General features: G+C 60.8%; 14 protein-coding genes. 11 read left to right on the top strand and 3 right to left on the bottom strand.

What is annotated here, in order from left to right:
* Nucleotides 1-34 precede the first annotated feature (34 nt).
* The 4 genes from ACYX7E_RS11520 to ACYX7E_RS11505 are packed head-to-tail and all read left to right on the top strand — an operon-like array spanning nucleotide 35 to nucleotide 2,857.
* Nucleotides 35-970 carry a GHMP family kinase ATP-binding protein gene (locus tag ACYX7E_RS11520; protein WP_462080722.1) on the top strand — a complete coding sequence of 312 codons (936 nt, stop codon included), beginning with the start codon at nucleotides 35-37 and terminating at the stop codon, nucleotides 968-970.
* Nucleotides 967-1,545, top strand: a complete 579-nt coding sequence (locus tag ACYX7E_RS11515) for a D-sedoheptulose-7-phosphate isomerase (RefSeq protein ID WP_462080721.1) — start codon at nucleotides 967-969, stop codon at nucleotides 1,543-1,545. Before ACYX7E_RS11520 ends, ACYX7E_RS11515 begins: the two co-directional genes overlap by 4 nt.
* A complete protein-coding gene (locus ACYX7E_RS11510) occupies nucleotides 1,542-2,246 on the top strand; it encodes a sugar phosphate nucleotidyltransferase (protein ID WP_462080720.1) in 705 nt (234 codons plus the stop codon). Before ACYX7E_RS11515 ends, ACYX7E_RS11510 begins: the two co-directional genes overlap by 4 nt.
* The gene (locus ACYX7E_RS11505; protein ID WP_462080719.1) at nucleotides 2,243-2,857 is read left to right on the top strand and encodes a D-glycero-alpha-D-manno-heptose-1,7-bisphosphate 7-phosphatase; all 615 of its coding nucleotides are present in this window, start codon (nucleotides 2,243-2,245) and stop codon (nucleotides 2,855-2,857) included. The genes ACYX7E_RS11510 and ACYX7E_RS11505 overlap by 4 nt, the downstream gene beginning before the upstream one ends.
* A 49-nt stretch (nucleotides 2,858-2,906) precedes the next feature.
* On the opposite strand, the gene ACYX7E_RS11500 is transcribed toward ACYX7E_RS11505, so the two are convergent.
* Nucleotides 2,907-3,749 (bottom strand): methyltransferase domain-containing protein, encoded by an 843-nt coding sequence (locus ACYX7E_RS11500; RefSeq protein WP_462080718.1) that lies wholly within the window; start codon nucleotides 3,747-3,749, stop codon nucleotides 2,907-2,909.
* Between the two features lie 686 nt (nucleotides 3,750-4,435).
* On the opposite strand from ACYX7E_RS11500, the gene ACYX7E_RS11495 reads away from it, so the two are divergent.
* The 4 genes from ACYX7E_RS11495 to ACYX7E_RS11480 all read left to right on the top strand — a co-directional run bounded on the left by ACYX7E_RS11495 (nucleotide 4,436) and on the right by ACYX7E_RS11480 (nucleotide 8,225).
* Complete coding sequence (locus ACYX7E_RS11495; RefSeq protein WP_462080717.1) at nucleotides 4,436-6,268, top strand: LTA synthase family protein; 1,833 nt, start codon at nucleotides 4,436-4,438, stop codon at nucleotides 6,266-6,268.
* Between the two features lie 94 nt (nucleotides 6,269-6,362).
* Nucleotides 6,363-6,635: a hypothetical protein gene (locus ACYX7E_RS11490; protein ID WP_462080716.1), complete on the top strand. Its 273-nt coding sequence runs from the start codon at nucleotides 6,363-6,365 to the stop codon at nucleotides 6,633-6,635.
* Between the two features lie 120 nt (nucleotides 6,636-6,755).
* Nucleotides 6,756-7,166 (top strand): hypothetical protein, encoded by a 411-nt coding sequence (locus tag ACYX7E_RS11485; protein ID WP_462080715.1) that lies wholly within the window; start codon nucleotides 6,756-6,758, stop codon nucleotides 7,164-7,166.
* A 93-nt stretch (nucleotides 7,167-7,259) separates the two neighbouring features.
* The gene (locus tag ACYX7E_RS11480) at nucleotides 7,260-8,225 is read left to right on the top strand and encodes an acyltransferase family protein (protein WP_462080714.1); all 966 of its coding nucleotides are present in this window, start codon (nucleotides 7,260-7,262) and stop codon (nucleotides 8,223-8,225) included.
* Nucleotides 8,226-8,354: 129 nt separating this feature from the next.
* Here ACYX7E_RS11480 and ACYX7E_RS11475 read toward each other — a convergent pair whose 3' ends face one another.
* Nucleotides 8,355-9,296, bottom strand: a complete 942-nt coding sequence (locus tag ACYX7E_RS11475) for an electron transfer flavoprotein subunit alpha/FixB family protein (RefSeq protein ID WP_462080713.1) — start codon at nucleotides 9,294-9,296, stop codon at nucleotides 8,355-8,357.
* A 102-nt stretch (nucleotides 9,297-9,398) separates the two neighbouring features.
* Nucleotides 9,399-10,145 carry an electron transfer flavoprotein subunit beta/FixA family protein gene (locus ACYX7E_RS11470; protein WP_462080712.1) on the bottom strand — a complete coding sequence of 249 codons (747 nt, stop codon included), beginning with the start codon at nucleotides 10,143-10,145 and terminating at the stop codon, nucleotides 9,399-9,401.
* Between the two features lie 209 nt (nucleotides 10,146-10,354).
* Here ACYX7E_RS11470 and ACYX7E_RS11465 point away from each other — a divergent pair, with 209 nt between their 5' ends.
* The 3 genes from ACYX7E_RS11465 (at nucleotide 10,355) to ACYX7E_RS11455 (ending at nucleotide 14,127) form a co-directional block, all read left to right on the top strand.
* The gene (locus tag ACYX7E_RS11465; protein ID WP_462080711.1) at nucleotides 10,355-11,065 is read left to right on the top strand and encodes a CoA transferase subunit A; all 711 of its coding nucleotides are present in this window, start codon (nucleotides 10,355-10,357) and stop codon (nucleotides 11,063-11,065) included.
* Complete coding sequence (locus tag ACYX7E_RS11460) at nucleotides 11,065-11,700, top strand: CoA transferase subunit B (RefSeq protein ID WP_462080710.1); 636 nt, start codon at nucleotides 11,065-11,067, stop codon at nucleotides 11,698-11,700. Before ACYX7E_RS11465 ends, ACYX7E_RS11460 begins: the two co-directional genes overlap by 1 nt.
* A 126-nt stretch (nucleotides 11,701-11,826) precedes the next feature.
* Nucleotides 11,827-14,127 carry an FG-GAP-like repeat-containing protein gene (locus ACYX7E_RS11455; protein ID WP_462080709.1) on the top strand — a complete coding sequence of 767 codons (2,301 nt, stop codon included), beginning with the start codon at nucleotides 11,827-11,829 and terminating at the stop codon, nucleotides 14,125-14,127.
* Nucleotides 14,128-14,273 lie beyond the last annotated feature (146 nt).

Below are 14,273 nucleotides of genomic sequence, written 5' to 3'. Positions count from 1 at the left end.
CTCGCCATTCTGTGACCGGTATGGCGGCTTTGTAATGAATGTCACTATCAATAAGTACGCATACGCGACGATCGACGCTTCGCCAGATGGATTCGTTCTATTTCATTCGCTTGATGCGGATATCTCGCAGAGTATGAGGCCAGAGAGCTCTGATCTAGCTCCTGGTCCTTTGCAACTCATGAAAGGAGTTTATCGCCGAATCGTTTCCCAGCACCTAGGGGGGCGTTCACCGGCCATTAGGATTCGTACGAGTTCTGACGCGCCGCCTGGTTCTGGGTTGGGCTCATCGTCAACAATGGTTGTGGCTCTAGTAGCGGCCTTTGCTGAGTACTTTGACCTGCCGATGGGCGAGTATGAAATAGCGCATCTTGCATATGACATCGAGCGCAAGGATCTTGGTTTGTCCGGAGGCAAGCAGGATCAGTATGCCGCGGCCTTTGGTGGCTTTAATTTCATGGAGTTTTACTCTGACGACAGGGTTATTGTGAACCCTCTTCGCATAAAAGACTGGGTGTGGGCGGAATTGGAATCAAGTCTAGTCCTATATTTTACAGGGGTGTCACGTTCTTCGGCGCAGATTATCGATGAGCAATCGAGGAATATCCAGGAGGGCCGCAGTGACTCCCTGGATGCGATGCATCGACTGAAAGAAGAGGCAACGCGAATGAAAGAGGCTGTGTTGAGAGGTGATCTGCGACGCTTTGGCGAGGTGATGCAGGCTGGATGGTTGGCTAAGAAACAGAGTGCGGCCAGCATAAGTAATGCGATGATTGATAGCATTGAAGAAGTCGCCAAGCGAAATGGTGCGGTCGCGACAAAGGTATCGGGTGCAGGCGGCGGGGGGTTTATGATGTTCCTTTGCGAGCCTTGTGATCGAGTAAAGCTTGTTCGCGCGCTTGAATCTATGGATGGCGCGGTCTACGACGCCAGCTTTACTCAGAATGGTGCGAGTTCTTGGAAGATTATATGAAAGACTTCATTTCTCGTGAGTTTGATAAGCTGCTCGCGAACTTCAATGCTATGGCAGTTGATGCGGAGTTGTCCGCAGATATAGTCAATGCCGTGAACCTATGTGTTGACGCTCTGCGCTCCGGAGGAAAGATCTTGTTCGCCGGAAACGGCGGCAGTGCTGCAGATGCCCAGCATTGGGCTGGCGAGCTCGTGAGCAGGTTCTACTATGACCGCCCGGGTTTGCCCGCGATCGCTCTGACCACCGATACATCGATCATCACGGCGATCGGCAATGACTACGGGTATGACTACACGTTCGCCCGTCAGGTCGAAGCGCTTGGCCAGGAAGGCGATGTCCTGGTTGCAATTTCAACGTCAGGCAGGTCCAAGAACATCCTGCGAGCGATTGATGCCGCGGAAGCCAAAGGCGTCAAGGTGATCGGCTTCACCGGGATCGGTGGCGGCGATATGCAGTCGCGTTGCGACATATGCTTCCGCGTCCCTTCGGACGAGACGCCTCGTATCCAGGAGGGGCACGAGTTCATCGGGCACCTGCTCTGCGGATTGATCGAGAGCGAGATGTTTCCGCGATGATCGCGACCGACGTCATCGTCCTGGTTGGGGGGCTGGGGACGCGGTTGCGGGCGACAGTGCCAAACGTGCCCAAGCCTTTGGCGCCCGTCGCCGGGCGTCCATTCCTGGGTTATCTCCTGGATGGCTATGCGCGGGCAGGCATGCGCAGGATCATCCTGGCCACGGGGCATGGTGGCGCGCAGGTGCATGAGGCGATTGGCGATAGCTGGGCTGGCATGGAGGTGGTGTACTCCGACGAGCCCGCTCCGCTGGGTACGGGCGGGGCGATCCGGCGAGCGACCTCGCTGGCCGGGGGGCACGGTGTCCACCTGGCCAATGGCGATACTTACCTGGTCTACCAGCCTGGCCGGCTGGAGTTGGCGACAGCGGCGAAAGATGCACTGCTTGGCATGGCGCTTGCCCATGTCGACGATGTCGCGCGCTACGGCGCCGTCGAAGTGGAGGATGGCCTGGTGACCGGTTTCGTCGAGAAGGGCGTTGGCGGGGATGGTTGGATCAATGCGGGCAGCTACTTCCTCACCGGGGCAGGCATCGCGGCGCTGCCCGGCGAGCTGGCATTCTCTTTCGAAGATCGAGTGCTGAGGCCCTGGGCTCGCGATGGGCGCGTATCCGGCGATGGCCTGACCAGTGATTTCATCGATATTGGCGTCCCCGAGGACTACTTGCGGGCGCAGGGACTTTTCGCCCGGGTCGGTGCATGAATACGCTTGTTCGGCCTGCCATCCTGGGCACGGGCGTTCGGTTGGATGCCCAGGGGGGAGGTGCGGAGCAGGTTCGGCGACGCGCGCTCTTCCTGGATCGAGATGGCATCATCAACATCAATCTCGGCTATGTGCATACACCAGGGCAGACGCGCTGGGTGCCGGGGATTTTTGAGCTGGCGCGTACGGCGCACGATGCCGGCTATCTCTTGATCGTAGTGACGAACCAGGCTGGCATCGTCCGGGGCTATTACAGCGAGGAAGATTTCGTCGCCTATACCAATTGGCTGCATCGTGAGTTCGAACAGAGGGCGTGCCCGTTGTCTGCCACGTACTACTGCCCCCATCATCCGAGTGCCGGCATGGGATCTCTGCGGGTCGAGTGCTCTTGCCGGAAGCCGGGTGTCGGCATGCTGAAACAGGCGGAAATGGACTGGTGCCTGGACATGTCGGCTTCGGTGCTTGTCGGTGACAGCCTGACCGACCTGCAGGCCGCAGCGGGCGCGGGGATTCCCTTGGGGTTGTTCTGCCCTGGAGGAGACTTGCGGCCCGTGCTCGAGTTTTTCTCTCGGGTCATGCCGCCTGAGGACATAGCCTGCGAAGATGGATGATGCCCCGGGGGCCGCAGGCCTTTCCGCGTCTGGTTTGCGCCCTTGAACGTTAGCGGGTGGCGACAAGGGTCCACAGGCCATAGAAATAGCCGCGTTGGTGTCCCCAGGGCATGATCATCTCGACCCGGCTGAAGCCCGCCTCCCGGAAGCGGTCCAGGATGTCCCAGCCAAAGTGGTAGTAACAAAGGACGCCTCCACTGATGGGGTCGCCGTGGTACTCGGGCTCCAGAAGGTGCTCGATCTCGCCTGAAGAGGTCATTCTTGCGCGAGTGATGGTGTCCGGACCGTCCGTGAAAGGGAATGTCGCAACGCAAGTCCTTCCTGGCTTGAGGACGCGTGCGAACTCCTTGATCGCAGCGAGATAATCGGGGACGTGTTCGAGCACGTCGAATGTCACGATCGCATCCAGCGAGGCCGTTCCCAGGCTCAGTTGCGTGACGTCCTGGTAGTGGACGGTGCCCTTTCCCCCGAGTTGCTTGAGCTTCATCGCAAGCTTTCTTCTGCGCCACCAGCTTGGTTCGAATTCGCTTCCCAGAATCGATGCCGCCAGATTGTTCTGCAGCCATGCGTAAGTTGGGGTCACCTGTTCGGTGATGTAAACGCGTGTTTGAGCGGTGCCCGTATCAGTCGCGGTACGCAGTAGCTCGAGTCCTGCCCTGATGCGCGAGCACTGTCGGCATTGGGCGCAGATGAGGTTCTCGCGAGGGTCGGCATTGCTGCTTTCGACGCCATCCGGAAAGGAGAATCTGGTGGCTTCACCGCACAGGCCGCAAGTGCCATCCAATCTGAAACCATCGGGGTGCTGCGATTGCTCATTGGATGCGATCCAGGCGTCGCGTAGAGATTCGCTGCCTTCCCTGTCTTTCCATGCTTCGAACCTGAAATCGGTCATGACCATTTCCAGCTCTTGGGGGTAAGGGGCATCATAAGTGGAATCAAAACCTGTGAGAAGTTGGTTTTCTTCGAGTCTGTTCGGTCCGTTCCGGTCTGGTTTTCCGTGGAGGTCGCCTTGGGTCGGGTGGGGCGCTCTCCGCACTTGTGGCAAAGTGGCGCTCCGCCAGCACCGGGCGACCCAAGTTGGGGGGGCGCCGTAATCGAATGGTCATCAAGCCCGGTTTCGATTGTGGGAGACACGAGACGGGGCGACTTGAGGGTATACCCCTTGCGCCAGGAAGGTGGCGGGCAACTGTTTGCTAAATCTATCGCTCCGATCTCGGCAGCGGGGGCCGTATTCATGGCCAAGGCGGGGTTTTGTTCGGGCCGGGCAGTTGACTCTGACGGTGCTGACCCGATACTGCGCTAGTGGCCGCGCATGGCCATTGCGTTGGCAATAGTGCCATCGTTGTGATACGGAGGGTCAGCTTTTTGCGGGGCGTTCCGCACTTCGAGAGCTGACCTTTGTGTTCAGGCTCCTGTCATGCTGGCGAAGCCGATCTGGCGTCCATCGTGTTCGCTTTTTGCTTGCGCCCGCAGGGGTGTTAGTATCTTGGCGCGTCTGGCGTGCCTGGTCCCGCAGTCTCGATGGTCGTGCCGCATCAGTTCGACGGGTACGCCCGTTCCTGCTCTCGTAAGGCCAACATGAGCGAATCGCCAGACTCAGCCAGCCCTTCCGGAGTGTCGCAGAAGCGCAGGACACTTTTTTTTCGTTGCGCCTATTTGCTGGTGTGCGTGTCCTGTTGGATCGGCTACATCCTGGGTGCATGGTGGGTGGACCGATGGTCGATCACCGTGGAGCCATGGGCGTACTGGGGGTTGCATTCCCTGTTGAGGAACAGCTTGCTTGGCTTGGTCGTGGCTACGGCCTTGACTGCTGTGACCCGGCGCGCGCTCTTCTCGATTCTCGTCGTGGCGGCGCTTCATGCGCTGGCCTGCATCGCTTCACGGCTCAAGATGGCGATCCTGGGAGATCCCGTCGCATTGCAGGATCTCTACTTCCTGACCAGCATGGATCGTGCGTCGATCGAGCTGTTCTCGCTTTACATTCCCAAGCTTGGCACAACGATCCTTGCCTTGCTGGGTGGCATTTCCTTGTTCGTTGTCCTGTTTGTCCTCGAGAGGAGATGGGTAGGCCCAACTTCCAGAGTGGGGCTTGTACTCAGGGGGCTTGGGGGTGTTGTGTCGATCCTGTTGCTGTTGGCACTGTATGCCGCGATACAGCCATGGACGTCGATATACAGCGAGCGCAATATTCGTCCTTCGCCGTTGAACCTGACGACGGCAGTACTTCGAAGTGGTCTGACCGGAAGCATCATCTACAGCCATTTGAAGACGTCGAATATGACATTTGACGTTGACGCCGCTGCATTGCGACGTGGCATCGAGCTGCTGCCCGCCGAAAGTGCAGCGGTTGTTGGCAATGCAGGGGACGAGCTGTTGCCTCACGTCGTGGTGGTATTGAGCGAATCCTTCATGGATCCCATTGGGATGTCTGGCATGGCGGGGGTCAGTGACAGCATTCCCCATGTCAGGCGCCTGATGGGAGAGGGCGGCGGGGGGATGATGGCGGTTCCCACTTACGGTGGTGGCACTGTCAGGACGGAGTTCGAAGTGTTGACCGGCATGCCCGTGTCGGCTTTCCCCGGTGCCTACTACCCTTACGTCAGCCTGAGTCGGAAATCGATTCCAGGGTTGCCCGCTGTCTTGCGTGCGAATGGGTACGGGACGGTGGCCATCCACGGCAATGCGGGCTCGTTCTGGAATCGAACCAACACGTACAAGGCGATGGGGATCGACAAGTTCATCACTTCGAGGCAGTTTCGTGGGCGCGCGAAGCGTGATGGAAACTGGTACTCCGATCATTCGATGACCGATTTCATCCTGGAAGAGATCGAATCGAGCAGCGAGCCGAGGTTCGTCGTTGCTATCAGCATCGAGAACCATGGGCCTTACACGGCCGACCCCGAACAGTCTGGCATAGCGGATCCTGAAGCCTGGAAGGCGATTGACTTGCCGGCCGGATTGGATGGCAGTGCGGAACTAGAGCTTCGTAACTACCTGTACCACCTGCGCAATGCGGATGCGGAAATGGCGCGGCTTGTGGGCAGGTTGGAGCAGAATAAAAGACCTTTCGTCCTGCTTTTCTTTGGAGACCATCTGCCAGCCTTGTCGCATGCCTATGGCGCGCTCGGGTTTGCCAATCAGGAGAGCGCGGAACGCCAGCAGGTGCCTTGGGTGATTGTTCGGGATCGTCGCTTGCCGCCTGTGGAATTGCGTCCCGTCAGCGAGTCATGGCAGTTGCCGGCAGAGCTGGTGTTTCGCGCTGGCTTGGACGGCGGAAAATATTTCAGGTTTTCCAGTTCCGTCGCCGAGGCGATACGTCGCGACGGTGCGCATGCAGCGGAGTTGCGCGCTGGGCTGGATGCCGCCGCCAATGCCAACTTGACCCAGCGACTGGGGGAGTATGTCCATTAACTTGCGTGCCAGTCACTCTGTTGGCCTGCTCGTTTTCGTCGCGTTCCTGCTGGGGGCTGTGTCGTGTGCGCGCGTGGATGACGTCGAGTTGAGCATGACCCCTTCCACGGTCAGTGCTTGCGAGCTGCCCGTTGCCGTGGATGTCCATTGGGACGCTTCTAGGCTGGGGCTCAAGCGGGTGGTGTTGGAAGTTCACAATGTTGCGACCAAGCCGAGGCTTTGGCTCTCTGGCGAGAGCCGTGGAAGCCAGAAGACGGGTGCGTGGGCGCATGATGGCTTCACGGTCACGCTGAAAGCCATGAACGGGGTGGTGTTGGGGCGAAAAACACTGACCACGGAGCGATGTCCGGGCAAAGACTGGCTTTAGAGAGGTTGGGGCGCTTCGCCCAAGCGTCCCTAGGGCACTCGTCATTCCGTCCAGAATGCCTGAAGATCCCTGTCCCGACCTGCTACGCTCGCACCCATCCCTACTCTAGGAAAGCCACTCATGATTGCTCGCGTGTTCTTGCTTGTCTCCGCCGTGCTTGTTGTCGCGGCTTGCGGCCCCGCCCCCAGCGACGATGCGGGGACTCAGCCGGAATCTAGCACCGAAACAGCAGCAAAGGTGTCCCCCCCGGTGACGTCCACACTGCTTTCCAGCGATCGGGAGACGTTGGCCACGTGTTCTCCCGAAGTTGCAAAAATTTCGTGGGACGTGAGTCAGCAGCATCCGAACGTAACGAATGTCCAGATCTTTGCAGGCCCCGATAGTGAACCCGTGCTGTTCAGTTCCGGAGGCGCAACAGGCAGCGTGGAAACCGGAGCCTGGACCAAGCCGGGCACTATCTTTCGGCTGCGCGACGGGGCTTCTGGCGAAGAATTGTCGCGCATCGTGATCGGTGGGCCTGCATGCGGTTGAGTTACTGCGCCGCGCCATCTGCGCGCCACTGGGCACTGTCGATCGGCTGAGCGTATGCGCGTCGCTGGGACGTGGCGGAAATGAGGATGTTCCATGAGATTGCATAACCTCGACGCGGCCAAGTTCGTGCTGGTCCTGCTGGTTGTCATCGGCCATCTGCTAGAGCAGGTCCGGCATGTCTCGGACGTGCTCAAGGCGGCGTACTACTTCCTCTATCTGTTCCACATCCCCGCGCTCGCCCTTGTTTCGGGTGCGGTCGCTTCGCCAGTGTTCGATCGTGCCCAGGCGCGGAAGTGGCTGGGTGCGCTCCTGCTCCCCTACATCCTGTTCCAGGCCATCTACCTGTACACGGAGGCGAAGTGGCAGGGCCAGGCATTCAGTTTTCGGCTGACCACGCCTTACTGGCTGTTGTGGTACTTGTTCAGCCTGGCTTGCTGGCGCGTCATGTTGCCGGTCCTGCTCGCGACCCGATGGCCGCTTGCGATCTCCTGCCTTGTCGCGCTTCTTGCGGGAATGGTGTCCGACATCGCGTATCCGTTTTCGTTCAGTCGAACGCTGGTCTTCCTGCCGTTCTTCGTTTGCGGGCACCTGTACGGCGTGAGACTTTCGACGGGCGGCTCGAGATGGCTGGCGATGGCTGCCTTGCTGTCCGTGGCGGTAGTCGCTTGGTACGTGAAGTCATTGTCGCCCATGTGGCTCTACGGAAGCGTTGGATACCAGGAGTTGAAGGTTGCCGCTGGGTCGGGCATTGCTCTCAGGGGCGGCCTGTTGATGACAGGCATGGTCGGTGCTTGGGCATTGTTGCGCCTGATGCCAGTCCATAACCGGTGGATGGTATGGCTGGGGCAGTCGAGCATCGGTGCTTATCTGCTGCACGGATTCGTCGTGCGCGCGGGCATTCACCAGGGATGGTTCAATCCGATCGGGCAATGGTCGACGTCATCGACATTGCTGCTGCTTGCCTTGGGTGGGTTGGTGTTGACGTTGGCCGCGTGCGCGCTCTCGCACTGGCTCAAGCCATTGTTCAACTTCGACTGGCTTTGGAAGTTGACTCGCTGACAGGAGCGCGCGGATCTGACGCGCTTTGGCGCTCAGCTGCCCAGACGGCGGTTTCGGTCGATATCACATCTGTCAGCAATATGACGGCGCCGATGTGGCGGTCGCCGCCATGCACGAGCCTGTTCGGCTTCAACCCAGCGCTGCTTCCAGCTCCGGCAACAACTTGAACAGATCCCCCACCAGCCCGATGTCGGCGATCTCGAAGATCGGCGCTTCCGCGTCCTTGTTGATCGCGACGATGGTGCCGGCATCCTTGATGCCGGTCAGGTGCTGGATCGCGCCGCTGATACCGATGGCGACGTACAGGTCCGGGGCAATGATCTTGCCGGTCTGGCCGACCTGCAGTTCGTTGGGCACGTAACCGGCGTCGACCGCGGCGCGCGAGGCGCCCACGGCAGCGCCCAGGCGGTCGGCGAACTTGTAGATGATCTCGAAGTTCTCCTGCGAGCCCACGCCGCGCCCGCCCGAGACCACCTTCTTGGCGCTCTGCAGGTCGGGGCGGTCGGACTTGCCGGCGGCCAGGCCGATGTGGCGGGTATGGGTGGGCAGGGCGACGTCGGCCGACGCGGCTTCGATCGCGGCGCTGCCGCCCTTTGCTGCTTCAGGCCACGAGGCCGTGCGCACGGTGGCGACGACGATCTTGTCGGCCGCGACCTCGACGTCGATGATCGCGTTGCCCGCATAGATCGGGCGCTTGAACGCATGGCTGCCATCGACGGCCATGACGTCGGACACCTGGCCGACGCCCAGCAGCGCGGCAACGCAGGGGGCCAGGTCCTTGCCGAACGTGGTCGATGGCGCGAACACATGGCTGTAGCCGTCGGCCAGCTTGGCGATCTGCGGCGCCAGCACCTGCGCGATGGCGGCGGCGTTGGCCGGGTTGGCGACGGTCAGGACTTTGGCGACGCCGGCGATCTGGGCGGCCTCGGCGGCGACGCTGGCCGGGTCGTCAGCCAGCACGACGATGTCGATGGAGGCCGGATTCAGGGCCTGGGCGGCGCTGACGGTCTTGGCGGTGGCGGCATTGAGCTTGCCGTTGAGGTGTTCGGCGATGACGAGGACTTTTGACATGTCGGGTGACTCCAGTCGTGTCGCAAGCATGAGGGTGGGCGGGGGGGGCAGCCGGGTGGGCGCGCAAGAACCTGACCCTCCCGCGCAGGCGGGAGAAGGGGGTTAGAGCAGGCCTTTGGCCTTGAGCGCGGCGACCAGCTCGGCAGCATCCTTGACCATGACGCCCTTGCTGCGCTTGGCCGGCGCGGCGTAGTGCGTAGTCTTCAGCGTGTCGCTGCTCTCGACGCCCAGATCGGCGAACGCGATGGTGTCGAGCGGCTTGCTCTTGGCCTTCATGATGTCGGGCAGCTTGATGAAGCGCGGCTCGTTCAGGCGCAGGTCGCTGGTGACCACGGCCGGAAGGTCGACTTCAAGCGTTTCCAGGCCAGCATCGACTTCGCGCACGACGGTGGCCTTGCCGTCGGCAATGTCGAGCTTGGACGCGAACGTGGCCTGCGGACGGCCCCAGAGCGTCGCCAGCATCTGGCCGGTCTGGCTGGCGTCGTCGTCGATCGCCTGCTTGCCCAGGATCACGAGGTCGGGCTGTTCCTTCTCGATCAGCTTCAACAGCGTGCGGGCGGCGGTCAGGGGCTGGATGGGCGCATCGACCACGACGTGGATGGCGCGGTTTGCACCCATCGCCAGGCCATTGCGCAGGTGGGCCTGGGCATCGGCAGGCGCGATGGTGGCGACGACGACCTCGGTCGCGATGCCCCTGTCGCGCAGGCGCAGGGCTTCTTCGAGCGCGATTTCATCGAAGGGATTGGGCGAGAGCTTGACGCCATCGGTGACCACGCCGGAACCATCCGGCTTGACCTGGATGCGGACATTGAAGTCCACCACGCGCTTGTAGGCGACGAGGATCTTCATCGTGCTGGGAATCCTTGCTGACTTGTGGGAAGACCGGCCGCGGCGGCTGGCTCGGAACCCGTCGATTCTAACGGGCCGCGCCGGGGGGCGCGAGTGACGGTTCCGACGCATCTAAGATTACGAACCGCCGATTGGGATTGGCTGAAGGTACATGTCGGCCGTCGGCGCGCACAGGTAGAATCCAGGGTTGGCATTGATGCGAGGCGATCATGGCGGCTTCCAAGTTGTACCCCGATGCGACCGCGGCCCTGGCCGACCTGGTGGCCGATGGCCAGACGCTGGCGGTCGGTGGCTTTGGCCTGTGCGGCATCCCCGAGGCACTGATCGCGGCGTTGCGCGACTCCGGCGCGAAACACCTGACCGCCATTTCCAACAACGCCGGCGTCGATGGCTTCGGCCTCGGCCAGCTGCTGGAGACGCGCCAGATCAAGAAGATGATTTCGTCGTACGTTGGCGAGAACAAGGAGTTCGAGCGCCAGTACCTGGGCGGCGAGCTTGAGCTGGAGTTCAATCCGCAGGGCACCCTGGCCGAGCGCCTGCGTGCCGGCGGGGCAGGCATCCCGGCTTTCTTCACGGCGACCGGCTACGGCACGATCGTCGCCGAGGGCAAGGAGACCCGCGAGTTCGACGGCAAGCACTATGTGCTCGAGACCGCGCTGGTGGCCGATGTCTCGCTGGTCAAGGCCTGGAAGGCCGACAAGGCCGGCAACCTGGTGTTCCGCAAGACCGCTCGCAACTTTAATCCTGCCTGCGCGATGGCCGGTAAGGTCTGCGTCGCAGAGGTTGAAGAGATTGTCGAGGTCGGCGCCATCGACCCGGACCAGGTCCACCTGCCCGGCATCTATGTGGACCGAATCGTCCTGAACGCCTCCCCCGAAAAACGCATCGAGCAGCGCACCGTGCGCGCAGGAGCCAAGTAATGGCCTGGACCCGTGACGAAATGGCCGCCCGCGCCGCCCGCGAGCTGACCGACGGCGCCTACGTGAACTTGGGGATCGGCCTGCCGACCCTGGTCGCCAACCATATCCCCGACGGCGTGGATGTCTGGCTGCAGTCCGAGAACGGGCTGCTCGGGATCGGCCCGTTCCCGACCGAGGACGAGGTCGACGCCGACCTGATCAACGCCGGCAAGCAGACCGTGACCGCCCGCCAGGGCGCCAGTTACTTCGGCAGCCACGATTCCTTCGCGATGATCCGCGGCGGGCATATCGACCTGGCGATCCTGGGCGCGATGCAGGTCACCGCCAAGGGCGACCTCGCCAACTGGATGGTGCCCGGCAAGATGGTCAAGGGCATGGGCGGGGCGATGGACTTGGTGGCCGGCGTCAAGCGGGTCGTGGTGCTGATGGAGCACACGGCCAAGGACGGGAGTCACAAGATCCTGCCTGAATGCACCCTGCCGCTGACCGGTGTCGGGGTCGTCGACAGGATCATCACCGAACTGGCGGTATTGGATGTTACCGCGGACGGGCTGGTCCTGCTGGAAGCGGCGCCGGGCGTCACGGTCGAGGAACTCCGGGAAAAAACTGGCGTGGCGTTCACAGCGCCGGTGTGATTCTTGCCATGGCCTGAATCGCCGGTTTATGTTGTGGCAATGCAGGCGTGCACGGATGCTGCCAGAATCCCCCGTCGGATCCTGGGGGAGGATCTCCCCCAACCTGTCTTCATTCGAGATCGCCACATGCGCAAGTACTTGCTCGGGACCGCCCTTGTCGCCGCCTTGGCCGGCTGCACCGCCGATTGGGACCCGGGTCGTCCATCTTCTGGCGCAGGATCTTCCGAGGCCGTGCCATTGCCCGTGGCATCGTTCCATCTGCCACGTGATCCGGCTCAGAGTTTTGCGTCGCTGCCCGACCAAGGTGTGCTGATTGCGTATGACCGCGGCCGTAAGGCAACTACCGCAGGAGCCTATACATCCCATCCAGTTAAGATTAGTGAAGCGCATGCCTTCAATGCGATCGCCAAGGGTGAGATGGTGCTGCAAGGGCCCAATGGGGAGCCGATCCGATTGGGGTATTCCAGTCATGAGGAGCATGCGGACGGTAGTTGGACATGGTTGGGGCAGGATGAGGGCGGGAACCCGTCGGTTCTGACGTTTGGCCAGGATGCCGTATTCGGTCGGGTTGGTGCCGGTGATGAGGTCTACCGCATCAATACCGATCGCAGCGGTGCGTGGCTGGTGCAGACGGATTCGAGCAAGCTCTCTGGCCGGAGTGGGGCGCCGGTTGGTGGGGAAACCGATTTTCTGACACCGCCGAGTGGCGTCACGCTTGCTCAGGTGGGATCGGATTCATCCAGAACCTTGGCTTCCGCCGAAGCCACCATTACACCCAAAGCGGCCACGATCGTGGTCGATCTTGTCGCGGGTTACACCAGTGGTCTTCTTTCGCCGACGACCCAGATCAATCAGATGGTTGCGGAAGCGAACGCTGCTTATCAACGGAGTGGAATCAACTACCGCGTTCGGTTGGTCCACGCGCTGCTGGTCAACTATGGCGAGGTTTCGACCAATCAGGAAACGTTGCGCAATCTGACCGGTTACAACGAAGTCACGAAGCAGGCTATTCCCGTAGATGCCGCATTTAATGCGCTGCGTGCGGCTCGTGAAGAGTACGGTGGTGATCTGGTTACCCTGATCCGCCCGCACCGCTCACCCGAGCAGAAGGGCTGTGGTATTGCGTGGCTTTTGGGTTCCAAAGGCGCGGCGATCACGACGGCGAAGGATGCGGCCTTTGGTTATTCGGTCGTCGGCGTCGGTATCGATAGGGATGAAAACGACGGAAACAATTACGAATGCGCCAACGATACGCTGGCGCATGAGCTTGGCCACAACATGGGGCAAGTCCACAACAGTGGCGATGCCGAGACTGCTGGCATGCATCCCTATTCTTATGGATACCGGGAAGCCTCAACCACCGGTTTTTACACGATCATGGCCTATCCGCTGGACAATAGCGCTCAGAAGCCGGCTTCTTATTTCGCCAATCCGGCCGTGTTCTATTCCGGGCGCACGACCGGAGTTGCCAATTCTGCAGACAATGCCCGCAGCATGAATATCACAATGCCATTGGTCGCCGCATTCCGAGCTACCAAGGTCGCGTTGAAGCACGACATCAAGAACGATTTCGATGGCGACGGCAAAGCGGATGTATTCTGGCGGAACAGCAGTACCGGAGCAGCGATGATATGGCCCTCCGCAAACTACAGCCTCCGTTACGACGAGGGTACGATCGCCTCTTCCGCGTGGCAGCCGGTAGCGTCGGGCGATTTCGATGGAGATGGCAAGTCCGATATCTTTTGGCGCAATTCGGCGACTGGCGACAATATCGTGTGGCCGTCGGGAAAATATGCGCTACGCAAGGCGATGGAGCCCGTCAGGAATCTTGATTGGCAGGTGGTCGGTGCCGGCGATTTCAATGGTGACGGCAAGGTTGATATTTTCTGGCGCAATTCCAGTACCGGGGCGAACATTATCTGGTGGGCTGGAGTGTATGCGGGCAATAGCGCGGCGACTGCTGTCGGGACTGCGTGGAAGGTGGTTGGAGTAGGCGACTTCAACGGCGACGGACAGGCTGATATCTTCTGGCGTAACTCGGTGACGGGGGCCAATATCATCTGGTGGTCGGGTACGTACTCCAGCAGTGGGAACAAGGTGGAAGCGACGGTTCCCAATCAGGCTTGGACTGTCGCCGCAGTCGGTGATTTCAATGGCGACAAGAAGGCGGATATCTTCTGGCGCAATACCAGCACCGGGGAGCACATCGTATGGCCTTCGGGGAGCTTCACCGGAAACTATACGGAGCCGGCGGTTTCGACCCAATGGAAGCTGGTGGCGGTTGGTGACTACAATGGTGATGCCTTCGACGACCTGTTCTGGCGCAATTCGGTCACTGGCGAGAACATTGTGTGGTGGTCCGGCAAGTACGCCAACCGTGCCAGCTTGACGACGGTCGTAACTGCGGCCTGGACTGTGAAGCACTGAGGTCTAATACCCTGCATCGCAAATCGCGGCCGGGATTGCGCCGGCCGCAAGCTTGATGGCCGTGCTGCACCGCTGCGAGTTCCGTCGTGTGTCGTGCTGTTCTTCCCTTGCCCTGGGAGTTTTGCGGACGCATTCGGCCTGACCGT

Source organism: Luteimonas sp. RIT-PG2_3, from assembly GCF_054902115.1.
This window is presented reverse-complemented; position numbering and strand designations above follow the sequence as displayed.

Coding starts and splice junctions, on each gene's coding strand:
- ACYX7E_RS11520 (WP_462080722.1), top strand. CDS start 35: ATGAATGTCACTATCAATAAGTACGCATACGCGACGATCGACGCTTCG.
- ACYX7E_RS11515 (WP_462080721.1), top strand. CDS start 967: ATGAAAGACTTCATTTCTCGTGAGTTTGATAAGCTGCTCGCGAACTTC.
- ACYX7E_RS11510 (WP_462080720.1), top strand. CDS start 1,542: ATGATCGCGACCGACGTCATCGTCCTGGTTGGGGGGCTGGGGACGCGG.
- ACYX7E_RS11505 (WP_462080719.1), top strand. CDS start 2,243: ATGAATACGCTTGTTCGGCCTGCCATCCTGGGCACGGGCGTTCGGTTG.
- ACYX7E_RS11500 (WP_462080718.1), bottom strand. CDS start 3,749: ATGACCGATTTCAGGTTCGAAGCATGGAAAGACAGGGAAGGCAGCGAA.
- ACYX7E_RS11495 (WP_462080717.1), top strand. CDS start 4,436: ATGAGCGAATCGCCAGACTCAGCCAGCCCTTCCGGAGTGTCGCAGAAG.
- ACYX7E_RS11490 (WP_462080716.1), top strand. CDS start 6,363: ATGACCCCTTCCACGGTCAGTGCTTGCGAGCTGCCCGTTGCCGTGGAT.
- ACYX7E_RS11485 (WP_462080715.1), top strand. CDS start 6,756: ATGATTGCTCGCGTGTTCTTGCTTGTCTCCGCCGTGCTTGTTGTCGCG.
- ACYX7E_RS11480 (WP_462080714.1), top strand. CDS start 7,260: ATGAGATTGCATAACCTCGACGCGGCCAAGTTCGTGCTGGTCCTGCTG.
- ACYX7E_RS11475 (WP_462080713.1), bottom strand. CDS start 9,296: ATGTCAAAAGTCCTCGTCATCGCCGAACACCTCAACGGCAAGCTCAAT.
- ACYX7E_RS11470 (WP_462080712.1), bottom strand. CDS start 10,145: ATGAAGATCCTCGTCGCCTACAAGCGCGTGGTGGACTTCAATGTCCGC.
- ACYX7E_RS11465 (WP_462080711.1), top strand. CDS start 10,355: ATGGCGGCTTCCAAGTTGTACCCCGATGCGACCGCGGCCCTGGCCGAC.
- ACYX7E_RS11460 (WP_462080710.1), top strand. CDS start 11,065: ATGGCCTGGACCCGTGACGAAATGGCCGCCCGCGCCGCCCGCGAGCTG.
- ACYX7E_RS11455 (WP_462080709.1), top strand. CDS start 11,827: ATGCGCAAGTACTTGCTCGGGACCGCCCTTGTCGCCGCCTTGGCCGGC.